Source organism: Streptococcus parasanguinis (assembly GCF_023109675.1).
GTDB classification, from domain to species: domain Bacteria; phylum Bacillota; class Bacilli; order Lactobacillales; family Streptococcaceae; genus Streptococcus; species Streptococcus parasanguinis_I.
On the sequence record NZ_JALDUR010000005.1, the window covers coordinates 84,573 to 102,265 of the forward strand.

Here is a 17,693-nt window from a genome sequence, read left to right on the forward strand (position 1 = left end):
AGAAACTGGAATTCGTTTGTAATTTTCTTTCTCAAGCAATCCCACTTTCCAGCACTCTTTTTATTTTATGAAATCATTCACCTAGTTACTGATGGGCTAATCAAATATTTTTAAAAAAATATCAAATTCTTTTACCGCTGGCATCATCAATGCAATCCACAAGGTGATTTCACCCTCTGTGGATAGAAGACTTCCACAAACTGATGAAACAGCGCTTAACTGTTTCAAAAAAAGCAAGTGGAAATGTAAAAGACGGTCTAAATAAGAAAAAAAGCCGGAATGCTCCGACTTTTTTTCTTATTTATTTACATTTTCCCATTTCCAGTTGTGCACTTCCGGAATGTCATCTCCGTTTTCACGGATATAAGCATTGTGGAAGGCAACTGTTTCATCCATTTGAGCTGCAAATGCGGATGCTTCTTCCCCAAGAGCTGCATTAGCAGCATCTTGTGCCAAGTGGAAGCGGTCCAACTCAGACATCACACGCATATCAAATGGTGTTGTGATATCTCCGTTTTCACGGTAACCATGTACACGAAGACTGTGGTTGTGACGGTTGAAGAAGATGTCACGAATCATGCCTTCGTAACCATGGAAGGCAAAGATGACAGGTTTGTCAGTCGTGAAGACTTTATCGAACTCTTCGTCAGAAAGTCCACGTGCATCTACTGATGGGTGACGCAATTTCAAAATATCCACAACATTGACAAAGCGGATCTTCAATTCTGGGAAGGCTTGGTGCAAGATTGTGATGGCTGCAAGAGCTTCAAGGTTTGGCTCTGTACCTGCAGCTGCAATGACAAGATCTGGCTCTTCATCTGCTGACACAGTTGATGCCCAATCGATCACCTTGTACCCTTCACGAACCAATTCTTCTGCCTCATCAGCTGAGTAGAATTGAGGACGTGGGTGTTTTGAAGTAACGATCAAGTTTACCTTGTCTTCTGCCTTGAAGGCTTTATCCATCACTGCAAGCAAACTATTAGTATCTGCCGGCAAGTACTCACGGATGTATTCAGGAGTTTTCTCAGCCAAGTGAGTCAAGATACCTGGATCTTGGTGAGTGTAACCATTGTGGTCTTGTTGGAAGACAGTTGAAGTTGCAATCAAGTTCAAGGCTGGGTAGTTTTTACGCCATGTTGTATGTGTCTTAGACTTACGCAACCATTTGAAGTGTTGAGTGATCATAGAATCCACAACACGAAGGAAGGATTCGTAAGAAGCGAAGAATCCATGACGACCTGTCAAGACATATCCCTCAAGCATTCCTTCTGCTTGGTGCTCTGACAATTGAGAGTCAATGACACGACCAGCAGGGCTCAAGGCTTCATCGTAGTCTGGTTTCATACGTCCTAACCATTGACGGCTTGTCCGTGTGAAGACTTCTTGAAGACGGTTTGATTTGGTTTCGTCTGGACCGAAAATACGGAAGTTATCTGGGTTTGCATCTACTAAGTCTGCCGCATACTTACCAAATTCGATCATGTCTTGAGCCATGATTTCACCTGGTGTGTTGAATTGAAGGGCATGTTTCTTCCAATCAGCTGTGTTCATTGGTTTGATCACACCAGCATTTGTGATTGGGTTCATAGCCATGCGACGGTCACCTTTTGGTGCAATTTCCGCAATTTCCGGAACTAGTTTTCCAGTTTCGTCGAACAATTCAGCTGGACGGTAAGATTCCAACCATGAAAGAAGGGCATCGACATGCTCCATGTGGTGAGCATCTACTGGGATTGGCACTTGGTGAGCACGGAATCCACCCTCGATTGGTGTTCCTTCCCATGCTTTTGGACCAGTCCAACCTTTAGGAATACGAGCAATCAAGACAGGGTATACTGGTTGAGTTGCTTCTTCAGCAGAACCTTTACGAGCTTCTGCTTGGACTTTCTTGATTTCTTCAATCGCTTCGTCCAATTTTTCAGCGAACAAAGCGTGTGCAGCTTCGTGGTCTTCTGAAATCGCAGTGACGTTCGCAAAGATTGGTTTCCAACCAAGACCTTCAAAGAAGAGGGCCAATTCTTCGTCTGTTTTGCGTTCGAAGATGGTTGGGTTGTGGATCTTCCCTCCGTTGAGGTAGAAGATTGGAAGGATAGCCCCATCGTTGACTGGGTTCAAGAAGGTATTTGACAACCAACCAGCCATCAATGGACCTGTTTCTCCTTCACCGTCACCGATAACTGTGGCAGCAATCACATCTGGATTATCCAATACAGCACCTGCAGCGTGAGAAAGGGCATAACCAAGTTCCCCACCTTCGTGGATAGATCCTGGTGTTTCAGGCGCTGCGTGAGAAGCAATTCCTCCTGGGAATGAGAAGATCTTACACAAGTGTTTGAAACCTTCTTCATTTTGTGGGATGTTTGGATTTAATTCAGTATAAGAACCATCTAAGTATGAGTTCGATACCATTACTTGTCCACCGTGACCTGGTCCTTCAATGTAGAACATATCCAAGTCATATTTGTTGATGGCACGGTTCAAGTGAGCATAGATAAAGTTTTGCCCTGGTACAGTTCCCCAGTGTCCGATTGGGTGAGCCTTCAAGTCATTTTCAACGACTTCGCGCTTCAACAATGGGTTATCTTTCAAGTACATTTGAGCAGCTGAAATGTAGTTGGCTGCACGCCACCAAGCGTCTACTTTATCCAAGTAAGCTTTGCTGTTATAATCGACAGTCATCTTGTCTCCTCACAATTTCTAGACAGGTCTGTTGGACAACCTGTTCGTTTGATGAATAGTTTAAAAAATCTGTTTTCAAGTCAAACAGATGATATTGAAGAAAATATTCAATATTACTTCTATTCTATCAAGAATTTCCCTTTTTGTACATCAGAAAGTAAGAAAAATATTCTTTGAACGTCAAATTTTAATTTCCCACTAAAGTGGTTCCATTCCCTACAGGGATAGGTTTTAAAAAAAGACTTTGCTGATTTTTGCAAACCAGCAAAGTCCCAAATGAAATGGAGTCGGTTAAATGACTTTTTGACCTTTCTTGTAGACATCTGTCACTAGATTTGTCGCAAAGAAATAGAAGAGATAATCTAGATTTGGTGCATCAAAGATGGTAATGTCAGCCTGTTTGCCAACATCGAAAGAGCCGATTGTTTTAGCACGATCTACTGAATAGGCTGCATTGATGGTCACTGCATTGAGAATTTCTACTGGAGTTAGGCGCATCATGAAGCAACCCAGATGCATGGCAAACTGAAGATTGGCTGTCGGACAAGACCCTGGGTTGCTATCTGTTGTCAGGGTGATGGCCATCCCAGCGTCCAACATCTTACGAGCCGGTGCATAGGTATCTTCCATGAGGCTGAAGGTTGTAGCTGGCAAAAGATTTCCAATCACTTTTGCTGCGGCTAGTTTTTGAATGCCTTCATCGGTAATCACCATCAAGTGTTCTGCGCTGGTAGATTCCAATTCAGCCGCCACATCAACACCACCAATGGACTCGATCTCATCGGCATGGATCCGTAGCTTGAAGCCCATCTCCTTAGCTTTAGAAAGAAGATAGCGAGATTCATCTGCTGTAAAGACACCTTTTTCACAGAAGATATCACAGAACTCAGCTAGCTTTTCTTCCTTCACTTTGGGAAGCATTTGCTCCACAATGAGATCTAAATATTCTTGGGAACGGCCCTTGTATTCTGTTGGGATCGCATGGGCTGCCATAAAGGTTGAAACCAAGTCTATTTGATGATCCCGGTCCAAGGCAGCTACTACATCTAGTTGGCGTTTTTCAGTTTCCCAATCCAAACCATAGCCACTCTTGGCTTCGACAGTAGTCACCCCATGACGCAACATGTAATCCAACAGTCGTTTGGACTTGTCATAGAGATTGTCAAAAGAAGCTTCCCGTGTCGCCCGAACCGTGCTCAGAATTCCACCGCCTTGAGCGAGGATGTCTAAGTAAGAAACACCTGCTAACTTTTTCGCAAATTCATGCTCCCGACTGCCTCCATAGACCAAGTGGGTGTGGCAGTCAATCAAGCCAGGAGTCGCAACTTTTCCTTCACAGGATTTCACTTCCGTATGGTCATCGATCAGTTCAGGGTCTGGTTGACCTGTCCCAACTGCAAGAATCTTTCCATCTTTAATGGCGATATAAGCATCGGAAAGAATTGTTGCCTCTGCCATCTCCTTGCCATAGAGAGGATGGCCTAGATCATTCGGACAAAACAATTGGTTAAAGTGGGTTAATAGGATATCAGCAGACATATGAAACATTCCTTTCTATTTCCATTGTTATTCATTTTACAATTCTACAGGAAAAGCGTCAAAAAAAAGTCAAAAAGTTTTTCCCTCATTTTTTTTTGCTTTATTAAAAATTATATTTTTTTTTGACTCTTTATTGACGTTTCTTCGATACAATAAAGAAAATATAAATTCACAGTCCAACTATAAGGAGGGTTCTGCTATGTCATTTATAGACGAGAAAGAAATTGCAGCTGCTATGTCTGTCAAACTTGACTTTGATGTCCTACCTGAAAAGGCGACTTTTCAAGAAGGCATCCGTCGTGCACCTGATAGAGGCTTCCGCTTAACGCAAGCTCAGACTGAAATTGCCCTTAAAAATGCTTTGCGTTACATTCCTAAAAAATTCCACCAAGAGTTGATCCCAGAATTTCTGGAAGAACTGAGAACTCGCGGTCGGATCTATGGCTATCGCTTCCGTCCAAAAGATCGGATCTACGGAAAACCAATCGATGAGTACAAAGGAAAATGCACTGCTGCTAAGGCTATGCAGGTCATGATCGACAACAACTTGAGCTTTGAAATTGCCCTTTATCCATATGAATTGGTCACTTATGGGGAAACAGGATCTGTCTGCGCCAACTGGATGCAGTACAACTTGATCAAGAAATACTTGGAAGTCATGACAGAAGACCAAACCTTGGTGGTTGAATCTGGTCACCCTCTAGGCCTCTTCAAATCGAAACCAGAAGCTCCTCGTGTCGTCATTACTAACGGTCTCTTGATTGGTGAATATGACAATATGCGCGACTGGGAAATCGCTGAAGAAATGGGAGTAACCAACTACGGTCAGATGACGGCTGGTGGCTGGATGTACATCGGTCCTCAAGGGATCGTTCACGGTACTTTCAACACCCTTCTCAATGCTGGTCGTCTTAAACTCGGTGTGCCTGATGACGGCGACTTGACCGGTAAACTCTTTATTTCATCTGGTCTTGGTGGAATGAGCGGAGCTCAAGGGAAAGCAGCTGAAATCGCAAAAGCGGTTGCCATCGTTGCAGAAGTGGACCGCTCTCGGATCGAAACCCGTCACTCTCAAGGCTGGATTAGCCAAGTGACAGATAGTGCCGAAGAAGCTGTGAAATTGGCTCAAGCAGCCCTTGAAGCTGGTGAATCCACTTCGATTGCCTACCATGGTAATATCGTAGATTTGCTCGAATATGTCAATGAACACCAAGTTCACGTTCATCTCTTGTCTGACCAAACCTCTTGCCACAACGTCTATGATGGTGGCTATTGCCCAGTTGGCATCAGCTTTGAAGAGCGTACACGTTTGCTGGCAGAAGACAAAGAAACCTTCCGCCGTTTGGTTGATGAAACCTTGGCTCGTCACTTTGCAGTGATCAAAGCCTTGACGGCTAAAGGTACTTACTTCTTCGACTACGGTAATGCCTTCATGAAATCTGTTTACGACTCAGGCATCAAGGAAATTTCTAAGAATGGCTTGGATGACAAGGACGGCTTCATTTGGCCATCTTATGTAGAAGATATCATGGGACCTATGCTCTTTGACTATGGATACGGTCCATTCCGTTGGGTCTGCCTCAGCGGTAAACATGAAGACTTGATTGCAACTGACCATGCAGCCATGGAAGCGATCGATCCAACTCGTCGCTACCAAGACCGCGACAACTACAACTGGATTCGCGATGCGGAAAAGAACCAACTAGTCGTTGGTACACAAGCACGTATCCTCTATCAAGATTGCATGGGCCGTGTCAACATTGCTTTGAAATTCAATGAACTCATTCGCCAAGGCAAGATCGGACCTGTCATGATTGGACGTGACCACCATGACGTATCTGGTACAGATGCTCCATTCCGTGAAACCTCCAATATCAAAGATGGTTCGAACGTTACTTGCGATATGGCGGTTCAATGTTACGCTGGTAACGCTGCTCGCGGTATGAGTCTCGTCGCTCTCCACAACGGTGGTGGTACTGGTATCGGTAAAGCCATCAACGGTGGATTTGGTCTCGTCCTAGACGGTAGCCACCGGATCGACGAAATCATCAAATCTGCGATTGCATGGGATACCATGGGTGGGGTTGCTCGTCGGAACTGGGCACGGAATAACCATGCCATTGAAACAGCGATCGAGTACAACCGTCTCCATGCAGGAACAGACCACATCACCATTCCTTATCTGGCAGATGAAGATTTGGTCAAAGAAGCCGTTCAAAAATTGTTTTAACATCAAAAAATAAAAACTGAGAAAGGGGAGGAAATGCAAAGACTTCTCCTCCCCAACTTCTCCTATAAAAAGAGGTAATCATATGGCAAAAATTGTTGAGTGTATTCCAAACTTCTCTGAAGGACGCAATCAAGCTGTGATCGACGGATTAGCAGCTACAGCAAAAAGTATTCCAGGTGTCACTTTACTAGACTACTCGTCTGATGCCAGTCACAACCGTAGCGTCTTTACACTCGTTGGGGATGAAGAAAGCATTCAAGAAGTGGCTTTCCAATTGGTGAAATACGCTTCTGAAAACATTGATATGACCAAGCACGAAGGTGAACACCCTCGTATGGGGGCAACAGACGTTTGTCCATTCGTTCCGGTTAAAGATATCACTACAGCTGAATGCGTTGAGATCGCTAACAAAGTGGCCGAACGCATCAATCGTGAATTAGGTATTCCAATCTTCCTTTACGAAGATGCTGCAACTCGCCCAGAACGGAAGAACTTGGCCAAAGTGCGTAAAGGACAATTTGAAGGAATGCCAGAAAAATTGTTGGAAGAAGACTGGAAGCCAGACTACGGTGAACGCAAGATTCACCCAACTGCAGGGGTTACAGCCGTTGGTGTCCGTATGCCACTCGTTGCGTTCAATATTAACCTTGACACAGACGACCTAGATATTGCCAATAAAATTTCTAAAATCATTCGTGGATCAAGCGGTGGATACAAATACTGTAAAGCGATCGGTGTCATGCTAGAAGATCGCAACATCGCCCAAGTCTCCATCAACATGGTCAACTTGGAACAATTCCCATTGTATCGTGTTGTGGAAACCGTTCGTTTCGAAGCGCAACGCTATGGTGTTCGCATCATCGGAACAGAACTCATTGGACTGGCTCCTGCTAAGGCTTTGATCGACTCTGCTGAATACTACTTACAATTAGAAGACTTTGACTACAGCAAACAAGTCTTGGAAAATCACTTGTTGGGTTAGAAAGGGAGTTCTATGAAACTAGTTGACTTAAGTATTACGGAGTTTGCCAAGGTTCTTGGTTCAGATGCTCCAGCTCCAGGTGGTGGTTCTGCTGCTGCCCTATCCGCTGCAAATGGGATTTCCCTTACAAAAATGGTCTGTGAACTGACCATTGGAAAGAAAAAATACGCAGAATTTGAAGACCACATCAAAGGGGTTCATGAAAAAAGCGCTCAACTCCAAGACCAATTACTAGAAGCCATCGATAAAGATACAGAAGCTTTCAACATCGTATCAGCTGTCTTTGATCTTCCAAAAGAAACGGAAGAAGAGAAAGCTGCTCGTCGTGAAGCCATGCAAAAAGCTTTGAAACATGCGACAGTATCTCCTTTCTCTATGATGGAGCTCATCGTTGAAGCTCTTGAAACCACCAAAGAAGCTGTTGGCAAGTCCAACACCAATGCGGCTAGTGACCTAGGGGTAGCTGCTCTGAATCTTAAAGCTGGCCTTCAAGGGGCTTGGCTCAATGTCTTGATCAACATTTCAGGAATCAAGGACCAAGACTTCGTCCAAGAATACCACGGCAAGGGACTCAAACTTCTCCAAACCGGTTCTGATCTTGCAGATAATATTTACCAAACCATTTTAGAAAGTCTATCTTAAACCTAGCAAATAAAAATAAAGAAAGAGGGGATTCTATGGTTTTATCGGATATTGAAATCGCCAATTCTGTCCAAATGAAGCCCATCACCGATATCGCTGCTGAACTTGGATTGACCGAAGACGATATTTCGCTCTACGGAAAATACAAGGCAAAAATTGATAGCAACCAACTGGAACAACTCAAGGATAAGGAAGATGGAAAGCTGATCCTCGTGACAGCTATCTCTCCGACACCTGCTGGAGAAGGAAAGACAACCACCTCTGTTGGCTTGGTCGATGCTCTCTCAGCTATTGGTGAAAAAGCCGTCATTGCTCTCCGCGAACCGTCACTTGGCCCTGTCTTTGGGATCAAGGGTGGAGCTGCCGGTGGCGGGTACGCCCAAGTGGTTCCAATGGAAGATATCAACCTTCACTTTACCGGAGACTTCCATGCCATTGGGATTGCCAACAACCTCCTTGCTGCCTTGATTGACAACCACATCCATCATGGCAATGAGTTGGGCATCGATTCTCGTCGCATTACCTGGAAACGGGTGGTCGATATGAACGACCGTCAACTCCGTCATATTGTCGATGGCCTTCAAGGAAAAACAAACGGGGTTCCTCGTGAAGATGGCTTTGACATCACCGTGGCTTCTGAAATCATGGCCATTCTCTGTCTCTCAGAAAATATCCTTGACCTCAAAGAACGCCTCGATCGTATCATTATCGGTTACAACTACCAAGGGCAACCCGTGACAGCTAAAGACCTCAAGGCTGGAGGTGCCATGGCAGCTGTCCTCAAAGATGCCATCCATCCGAACTTGGTGCAAACCTTGGAGCATACTCCTGCCATCATCCACGGCGGACCATTTGCCAATATCGCCCACGGCTGTAACAGTGTGCTGGCTACTAAACTAGCCCTCAAATATGCAGACTATGTCGTGACAGAAGCTGGTTTTGGAGCAGACTTAGGCGCTGAAAAATTCATCGACATCAAGTGCCGTATGGCTGGACTCAAACCTGCTGCCGTTGTCCTCGTCGCAACCATCCGTGCCCTCAAAATGCATGGTGGGGTTGCCAAAGCGGACTTGGCTACTGAAAATGTCCAAGCCGTTATCGATGGTCTACCAAACCTAGACAAACACTTGGCCAACATCCAAGAAGTCTATGGTCTACCTGTGGTCGTTGCCATTAACAAATTCCCACTGGATACTGAGGCAGAGCTAGAAGCTGTCTATGAATCTTGTAAGAAACGTCACGTAGATGTGGTCATTTCAGATGTCTGGGCAAAAGGTGGAGCTGGTGGTCGTGACTTGGCTGAAAAAGTCATTCAACTGGCTCAAGAAGAAAACCACTTCTCTTATGTCTATGACGAAGAAGACAGCATTGAAACAAAATTGACCAAGATCGTCACAAAAGTCTATGGTGGTAAAGGCATCAGCTTAACACCAGCGGCCAAACGCGAACTGAAAGAATTAGAAGCTCTTGGCTTCTCGAACTACCCAATCTGTATGGCCAAAACCCAATATTCCTTCTCAGACGATGCGAAGAAAATGGGAGCACCAAAAGATTTCACAGTTAAAATCAGTAACCTTAAGGTAGCTGCCGGAGCTGGCTTCATCGTAGCTCTCACTGGTACCATTATGACCATGCCTGGCCTACCTAAAGTTCCTGCCAGTGAAAAGATTGATATCGATGCCCACGGCAATATCACTGGTCTCTTTTAAGAAAGAAGGCGTCCTATGGTGACTCTCCTTCATCTTACCCCCGCAGATTATCAAATTTCTACCTGGTCCGGTGGCCAAACCACCCAACTCTTTCTCTCCCCAGAGGGAGGAAGCTATCCAGATCGGACCTTTGACTTCCGCCTCTCTACTGCAACGGTAGAGGTTGAAAAAAGTAACTTTACCGATCTCACGGGCTACCACCGAATCTTGATGCCCTTGAATGCCTCCATTAGGCTCACCCATCACCATAAAGAAGTGGTTTTGAACCCCTTTCAAAGCTACTTCTTTGATGGGGGAGATCCTGTATCTAGCCAAGGGACTTGTCAAGACTTTAATTTGATTTACAAACCTTCTTATCAGGGGCATATGAGTGCTATATCCCCAAAAGAGAGTGTCAAAAGTCAGAGTCGCTATCAATTGATCTACGCTCTCTGTCCACTAACACTCAAATGGGGAACCAATCATTCTCAAACTCTCCAAACTCACGAGCTCCTGGTGATCGAACAAGCATCTCCTCTTCAAGAGATGACAATCACGTTTTTACCCCATCAGTCTGGGGAGCAACCGATTGCTATCTGGACTGGACTACAATAATGTTCACAAAGGAGAAACATTATGAACGGAGCACATAAACAGTCGATTGAGGAACAAGAAAAAGCGAAATTCAGCTTTAGTGGTGCCACTCTATACGGTATCAACGCCGTAATCGGATCTGGTATCTTCCTCCTCCCTCAAAAAATATATTCTGGCCTCGGACCAGCCTCTCTAGCTGTCATGTTCGGAGTAGCCATTCTCGTCATGCTACTATCAGCCTGTCTGGCTGAAACGGCGGGCTACTTCGATAAAAACGGTGGAGCCATGCAATACTCAAAAGCCGCTTTCGGAGACTTCGTTGGCTTTAACGTCGGGATTCTCGGTTGGGCCGTTACTGTTATCGCCTGGGCTGCCATGTTAGCCGGCTTTGCTAAGATCTTCATCATTACCTTCCCAGCATTTGAAGGCTACAACCTTCCGATCAGTATCGGTATGCTGGTTCTCTTGAGTCTGATGAACATTGCCGGTCTGAAAACCTCTAAGATGTTTACTCTGACAGCTACTGTTGCAAAATTAATTCCAATTGTCCTCTTCTCACTCTTTGCCATCTTCTTCATTTCCGGTGGGGTGAGCAAGGGCAACTTCACACCTTTCCTTCAATTGGAAAGTGGAACAAGTCTCTTCAGTTCTATTTCTAGTACAGCCGTCTACATCTTCTACGGTTTCATCGGATTTGAAACCATGTCTATCGTTGCAGGGGAAATGCGCAACCCTGAAAAGAACGTTCCCCGCGCTATTCTAGGTTCTATTAGTATTGTATCTGTTCTCTACATGTTGATCATCGCTGGAACAATCGCCATGCTGGGTGGTCGCATTATGCAAACTGGTGCACCGGTACAAGACGCATTTGTCGAAATGATTGGCCCTATCGGAGCTCCACTCGTTTCTTACGGAGCCCTCATTTCAATCGCCGGTCTAAACATCGGTGAATCCATCATGGTCCCTCGTTTTGGTGCCGCATTAGCAACTGAAAAACTCTTGCCAGAAGGGCTTGGAAAAACAAACTCTAAGAATGCCCCTGTCATTGCCATTATCATCTCTGGTATCTTCGCTTTCTTACTCTTGTTATCTGGCTCTTTCGAATCATTAGCAACCTTCAGTGTTGTCTTCCGTTTCTTCCAATACATTCCAACTGCTTTGGCAGCTATCAAACTCAGAAAAATGTACCCAGACAAAAAGGTTACCTTCCGAGTACCATTTGGTCCCGTTATCCCAGTTCTAGCCGTTGTGGTCAGTATCTTGATGATTGCAGGGGACAACATGATGAACTTTGTTTGGGGTGCCATCGGTCTCGTGATCGCAAGTGGACTTTACTTTGTTTTCCACGGCGATAAACTACATAAATCGAAAGCCCTTCCTCACTAATTTTCTTTACACAGTAGATGGGAACAGAGACGGGAGCGAAGCTCGGTTTTGCTCCCTAACCCATCTAGGACTCCACGAATGTCAAACCTGAGCCCTTTTCTCTATGACCCTTTTCAATTTTTATGATCAATAGACAATGGGCCCATGTTTGGTATTCAAACCGAAGTAAACAACACTACTTCCACAGAACAACTATTCATAATCGGAGGTTTTATATGACTCAATTGATTCATTTAGATGGTAATAGCTTAACACTCGAAGAAGTCATCGCTGTAGCTCGGCACGGTGCCCAATGTGAGCTTGATGAACAAGCCAAAGAAGCCGTTATCGCATCCCGTAAAATCGTTGATGACATTGTCCGGGAAAAACGAGTCGTCTATGGTGTAACCACTGGCTTTGGTTCCCTCTGTAATGTCAGCATCTCTCCAGAAGATACTGTTCAACTGCAAGAAAACCTGATACGAACTCACTCATCTGGCTTCGGTGATCCACTTCCTGAAGATGCCGTTCGTGCCATCATGCTGATCCGTATCAACTCACTCTTGAAAGGTTATTCTGGCATTCGTCTGTCAACTGTTGAAAAACTGTTAGAATTGCTCAACAAAGGAGTCACTCCTTATATCCCTGAAAAAGGCTCTCTCGGAGCTTCTGGAGACTTAGCACCACTTGCTCATATGGTTTTACCAATGTTGGGTCTTGGACGCGCCTACTACAAAGGAGAACTTCTCAGTGGTCAAGAAGCCTTAGATCGTGCTGGAATTGAAAAGATCCAATTAGCTGCCAAAGAAGGGCTTGCCTTGATCAATGGTACGACTGTCCTAACCGGTATCGGTGCTCTTGCGACTTATGATGGTATCCAATTGCTCAAACTCTCTGATATCGCTGGTGCTCTCTCAATGGAAGTTCACAACGGAATTACCAGTCCATTCGAAGAAGACCTTCATTCCATCCGCCCACAAAGTGGACAATTGGCAACTGCTCGCAACATCCGTAACCTTCTTGAAGGAAGCAAGAATACCACTGTTGCGACTCAACAACGGGTACAAGATCCTTATACACTTCGCTGTATCCCTCAAATACATGGAGCCAGCAAGGATTCTATTGCTTACGTAAAAGAAAAAGTTGAAATCGAAATCAACTCTGTCACAGATAACCCAATCATTACTAAAGAAGGACACGTCATCTCAGGAGGTAACTTCCACGGTGAACCAATGGCGCAACCATTTGACTTCTTAGGCATTGCCCTTTCTGAAATTGGGAACGTATCTGAACGTCGGGTGGAACGCTTGGTCAACAGCCAACTCAGTAAATTACCATCCTTCTTGGTCAAACACCCTGGACTCAACTCAGGCTTCATGATTACCCAGTATGCTTGTGCATCCCTTGCATCGGAAAATAAAATTTTGGCTCACCCTGCTAGTGTCGATTCTATTCCATCTTGTGAAAACCAAGAAGATTTCGTCAGCATGGGAACGACTGCCGCTCGTAAAGCAGCAGAAATTCTTAAAAACTCACGTCGCATCGTTGCTACTGAAATCATGGCAGCTTGCCAAGCTTTGGATCTCAAGCCAGAAAATCATGAACTTGGTAAAGGTACAAAACCAGCTTATGAGCTGATTCGTCAAAAACTGAACTTCATTGAATTTGACAAAGATATCGAAATCTTTGAAGAACTTAATAAAGCATCTGCTGTTGTCGAAAGCGAAGAATTCTTAGCAACCATCGAAAAAGCAGTTGACTTAAGCATTCAATACTGATACAGTAAGAATAAAGCAAAACAGAGGCTGGCGATCTTCTCAGCCTCTGCCTGCTTTCAGAAAAATAAGGGAGGCGACAAGCTTGCTCACAAACTACTATCCAATGACCTACAGCTACTACCAAGGTAGCATCGAGGACAATCCCTACACGGCCAAATGGGGAATGGTCACCAAATTTTTAGACCTAAACGACGAGACACTCACTCCATTTGAGGGGATGACCTTTGGGATCATCGGCTTTAAGAGCGACAAAGGAGTCTATATCAATAATGGGCGTGTAGGAGCAGTCGAGGGTCCTACAGCCATCCGTTCTCAAATCGCTAAACTTCCATGGCACTGGGGAACCAATGTGACAGTGTATGATGTGGGAAATATTGACGGGCCTAACCATTCACTAGAAGAACTCCAAGAAAGTCTCTCACAAGCGATCCAGCGCATGTACCAATTAGGGATCCAACCCATTGTCCTAGGAGGCGGTCACGGAACTGCTTACGGCCACTATCTAGGGATTCAATCCAGTTTAGAAAAAGATGAACAACTGGCTGTGATCAATTTGGATGCCCACTTTGATTTGCGACCTTACGACCAAACCGGTCCCAATTCTGGAACAGGTTTTCGTCAAATGGCTGATCATGCTAAAGAAAAAGGTCAGGACTTCCCTTACCTCATCCTGGGGATCCAAGAGCACAATAATAACCTCTTCCTCTTTAATTACGTTGCTAAAACACCAAGCATTGATTTTTTAACTGGCCAAGATCTCTTCCAGATGAGCCACCAAGCCATTCTGGATCGAATCGATCAATTTTTAGAAAACCAAACCGCAATCTATCTGTCTATTGATATGGATTGCTTTGCGGTCGGCTCTGCTCCTGGTGTTAGTGCCATCCAATCACTTGGTGTCGATCCTAAACTAGCCCTCCTGCTTCTCCAACACATTGCTGCCAGTGGCAAACTAGTCGGATTTGATGTCGTGGAAGTTTCTCCTCCTCATGACATCGACAATCATACTTCAAACCTTGCTGCGACCTTTATCTTTTACTTGACCCAAATATTGGCGCAACAAAAACTGAACTAAAATGATTTCTACACACATAAAAAGCATAGAAGCACCCATTGCTAGGGTATTTCTATGCTTTTTCTTCGTTTTCAGACACAATGATCTTTGCCTGAAAGGAGGACAGGCCACTTAGCCTTCTCTTATGATTTAGGCAAGAGACACTACAGGTCTTTTAATTTCTTAAGAAACTGACGATCTCTGTAGGGATTCAAGTGTTGCTCTGCTACCTTCTTGTAGTAATTCTTATCTTCTTTCAAGAAGGTACTCAAGGCAGGAGCAAGCTCTTCTCCTCTCTCCTTTTGATCAGATAAGTAAGCTAATAGATAATGAACCATCCCCTTATCCCGTGAATTAGCAGATGGATTCATCGTCCTTTCTTTTCGAGCCAGATAAGCCGCAACCTTCTCCTGATCCCCTTGCTGACAAGCAATCAAGGATTGGTAAAATTCGAGCAATTCTTCCTTCCAAGGGAAACGAACACTGGACAAAATCTTCTGAGCTCTGTCAAAACAGAGGCGAGCTTGGATCAAATCTCCCTTCCAATAATAGGCGATCCCAAGATCAATATCAAAGACGACACGGACGGAATCAACAGCTTGATCCCCCACTAAACGCAGAACCTCTTCTAAGTGGGTGACGGCTACTTGGAAATGACCTCTCACTTGCTCGATTTCAGCGAGGTAGGCCAAAGAAGCCGCAATTTGAATGGCATACTTAGCCTGCATGCTATTGGTCAAACTAAAGCAATCAATGGAGCGATACAGATGCCGGGTTGCCTGCTCCTCATCCCCAACCATCAGGTGATACAAGCCCTTCAAACGCAACTGGATCGCGATGACCTCATGATTATTAGCTTGGATGGCATCTTCCAAAGCTAAATCTGTATAATAGGCCATCTCAGAGATATTTTCCGTTTGAATGCAATAATAAATAATTTGCCGATAACCCTCTAAGAGGAAGTCTAACTGTTTGAGTTCCCGCGCATAGGAGATGACTTTTTGGATATCATGAATCCCCTTTTGATACTCCCCACTCCGAATAAAATAGCGACCTTCTAGGTACAAGTAACGCAGTTGTAAATGCTTGTATTCTCTATCTCTTTGGTGCCTTGAAAAGAGGTTATCTAATTCTAGGCGTAGACGAGATAACTCCCCAAAAATGTCCAAACGGCTATTTGTACCATCTGATAGGATGCCCTCATCTGCCTTGGAATAAATCGGAAACAGTTCATGCTCCAGCTGAAGGATTTCTTCTAAATAGGTCAACTCAAACGATAAGGAACGCAAAAGATTTTGGGATTGCTTGTATTGGTAGGCAATTTCCTTATAAAGAAGAAGGTCCGTCGCATCTTCTAAGCTTTCTTCCAATTTTTGCGCAATTTGTTGGTGGAAGAGCCGCCGTCTAGCTGGCGAAAGAAGATGGTAAAAGTACATAGCTACCAATTGCTTGCAGAATTGAACCATGAGAGCCTCTCCTTCTTCTACGATTGAGACGATCGCTCTTTCAGATAAAGGCTCGATTAATTCAGTCAAAACAGGAAGCTCTGTAGCCGTCAATTCTGCCAAGATAGACAGAGAAATCGGCTTATGAAAACAAGATAGGTAGTGTAGAAGAGCCTCTTCCTCGCTGCTCATATCCCCAAGCTCCTGAGTAAGATAAGCTTGAATGATATCAGGCAAGGGTTCTAAATTTTCATTTTCTTTCCACTCTTCGATATAGCTGGACAGTAAGAACGGACTGCCTTCACTCCATTCGACCATCTGCTCCATCACTGCCGGCTCTATTGCTCCCAGTTCCCCCTTCAAGAGAGCACGACTTTCACTTGGCTCAAAATTGGTCAACTCTAGTTGAGACAGCCTTTTCTCTACCTTCAAGCTCCCCAAGAAGTTGACGAAGGAGGCTGGCAGAGGCTCTTCAGCTGTAAAAATTAGTTGCCATTTCTCCTGGTTTCTTCGCTCCTCTAGTTGTTTCACTTTTTCTAGAGACACTGCATCGATCCACTGGGCGTTTTCAAGCAGAATCAGGAGCGGTTTTTCTTTGCTAAGGCCCTGAAGCTGATTCCATACCGAAATGAGATCATCCTCCTCTTCCAGAAGGGAAATCCCCATCTCATCCCCCAGTTTCTCTAGCGCTTGTCTGAGATCATTCCAGTTGCTTCCCTCGTAGCGCTGGCTAGTAGCTTTTCCTTCCACCTTGATAAAATTAAAACTGCGATTGGACATCAAGACCAACTGCCGCAAGAGACGTTTCTTACCTGTTCCAGATTGCCCCATCACCAGAAAAGGGCCTACCGCTTCACCCCTCTCGACTAAAGAGAGGTATTCCTCGAGCTGCGAGAGTTCTTGCTTCCGACCAAAGAAGGGAAGTTCATGGATATTTAAGCGATGACTCAGTTTATGAGTTCGTTTGGCTTCCAAAACGGAGTGATAAAGTTCCTCAATTGCTCGACTGGGACGCACACTAAGCTCGCGATCCAATAAATCGACTAGTTTATAATAGGTCTCAAAAAATTTTCCTAGCTGATGATGGAAGCTATAGTACTCCATCAAGAGCTGGTAGTTTTTCTCTTCAAATTCATCCAGCTCTACCAAATGATGGAGCAAGAGTTCTATACTAGGATCTGCAAAACCGACCTGCTCAATTTTTTGATAGCAACTTTCGACATAGAGCTTCCTATAAGCATCTCGTTTACGAGAAGCCCACTGATCAAAGTCTTCATCATCCTTGACATAGAAGCCCTCCAAAAAATCCCCCCGATAGAGATCCAAGGCACTTAGTGGATCTCTTTCAAAGAGCTGAACATCCAGCGAAAGATTCAAGTCAGGATTAAGGGCCAAACTGCTCCGACTTGGAGAGACAATGATATCTCCTTCAAAGATTTTATTGGCTTGGTAAACCGTATTCCGTAAGTTTTTGCGAGCTACTTGGTTTTCCTTAGCTCCCCAAAGGATACCGGCTATTTCATCACGGTTAACTTGGCCCATGACCGCTAAATAATAAAGCAAGGCCTCCATCTTCGAAAAAGAAAACCGAATATCTTTCTGATTGAAAACAACCTTAGGGGGTCCAAATAACTTTAATGTGAGATCTTTCTTCATTGCAAGCGCCTCCAAAATCGTCTTAGTTATACTATAAA

General features: G+C 44.5%; 11 protein-coding genes. 8 read left to right on the plus strand and 3 right to left on the minus strand.

Going from position 1 to position 17,693, the window contains the following annotated elements:
• Nucleotides 1-297 precede the first annotated feature (297 nt).
• Both M1G14_RS05510 and hutI read right to left on the minus strand, forming a co-directional pair.
• Entirely contained in the window at nucleotides 298-2,682 is a 2,385-nt protein-coding gene (locus M1G14_RS05510; RefSeq protein WP_049474088.1) for a phosphoketolase family protein, read from the minus strand.
• Nucleotides 2,683-2,973: 291 nt separating this feature from the next.
• Nucleotides 2,974-4,221, minus strand: coding sequence for an imidazolonepropionase (hutI, locus tag M1G14_RS05515; RefSeq protein ID WP_070466503.1), 1,248 nt, complete (start codon nucleotides 4,219-4,221; stop codon nucleotides 2,974-2,976).
• A 199-nt stretch (nucleotides 4,222-4,420) separates the two neighbouring features.
• On the opposite strand from hutI, the gene hutU reads away from it, so the two are divergent.
• From hutU to hutG, 8 genes are all read left to right on the plus strand, one after another.
• Nucleotides 4,421-6,451: a urocanate hydratase gene (gene hutU, locus M1G14_RS05520; RefSeq protein WP_049490357.1), complete on the plus strand. Its 2,031-nt coding sequence runs from the start codon at nucleotides 4,421-4,423 to the stop codon at nucleotides 6,449-6,451.
• A gap of 82 nt (nucleotides 6,452-6,533) precedes the next feature.
• On the plus strand, nucleotides 6,534-7,433 hold the full coding sequence (gene ftcD / locus M1G14_RS05525) for a glutamate formimidoyltransferase (RefSeq protein ID WP_049523350.1): 900 nt from the start codon (nucleotides 6,534-6,536) through the stop codon (nucleotides 7,431-7,433).
• Nucleotides 7,434-7,445: 12 nt separating this feature from the next.
• Nucleotides 7,446-8,075, plus strand: a complete 630-nt coding sequence (locus tag M1G14_RS05530; RefSeq protein WP_049471848.1) for a cyclodeaminase/cyclohydrolase family protein — start codon at nucleotides 7,446-7,448, stop codon at nucleotides 8,073-8,075.
• 35 nt (nucleotides 8,076-8,110) lie between these two features.
• Nucleotides 8,111-9,784, plus strand: coding sequence for a formate--tetrahydrofolate ligase (locus tag M1G14_RS05535; protein ID WP_049483795.1), 1,674 nt, complete (start codon nucleotides 8,111-8,113; stop codon nucleotides 9,782-9,784).
• A gap of 15 nt (nucleotides 9,785-9,799) precedes the next feature.
• The gene (locus M1G14_RS05540; protein WP_049483794.1) at nucleotides 9,800-10,378 is read left to right on the plus strand and encodes a HutD/Ves family protein; all 579 of its coding nucleotides are present in this window, start codon (nucleotides 9,800-9,802) and stop codon (nucleotides 10,376-10,378) included.
• A gap of 21 nt (nucleotides 10,379-10,399) precedes the next feature.
• Nucleotides 10,400-11,743: an APC family permease gene (locus M1G14_RS05545; RefSeq protein ID WP_021153808.1), complete on the plus strand. Its 1,344-nt coding sequence runs from the start codon at nucleotides 10,400-10,402 to the stop codon at nucleotides 11,741-11,743.
• 215 nt (nucleotides 11,744-11,958) lie between these two features.
• Complete coding sequence (gene hutH / locus M1G14_RS05550; protein WP_003008651.1) at nucleotides 11,959-13,500, plus strand: histidine ammonia-lyase; 1,542 nt, start codon at nucleotides 11,959-11,961, stop codon at nucleotides 13,498-13,500.
• A gap of 82 nt (nucleotides 13,501-13,582) precedes the next feature.
• On the plus strand, nucleotides 13,583-14,575 hold the full coding sequence (gene hutG / locus M1G14_RS05555; RefSeq protein WP_003008653.1) for a formimidoylglutamase: 993 nt from the start codon (nucleotides 13,583-13,585) through the stop codon (nucleotides 14,573-14,575).
• A gap of 143 nt (nucleotides 14,576-14,718) precedes the next feature.
• Here hutG and M1G14_RS05560 read toward each other — a convergent pair whose 3' ends face one another.
• Nucleotides 14,719-17,655 carry an ATP-binding protein gene (locus M1G14_RS05560; protein ID WP_042766335.1) on the minus strand — a complete coding sequence of 979 codons (2,937 nt, stop codon included), beginning with the start codon at nucleotides 17,653-17,655 and terminating at the stop codon, nucleotides 14,719-14,721.
• Nucleotides 17,656-17,693 lie beyond the last annotated feature (38 nt).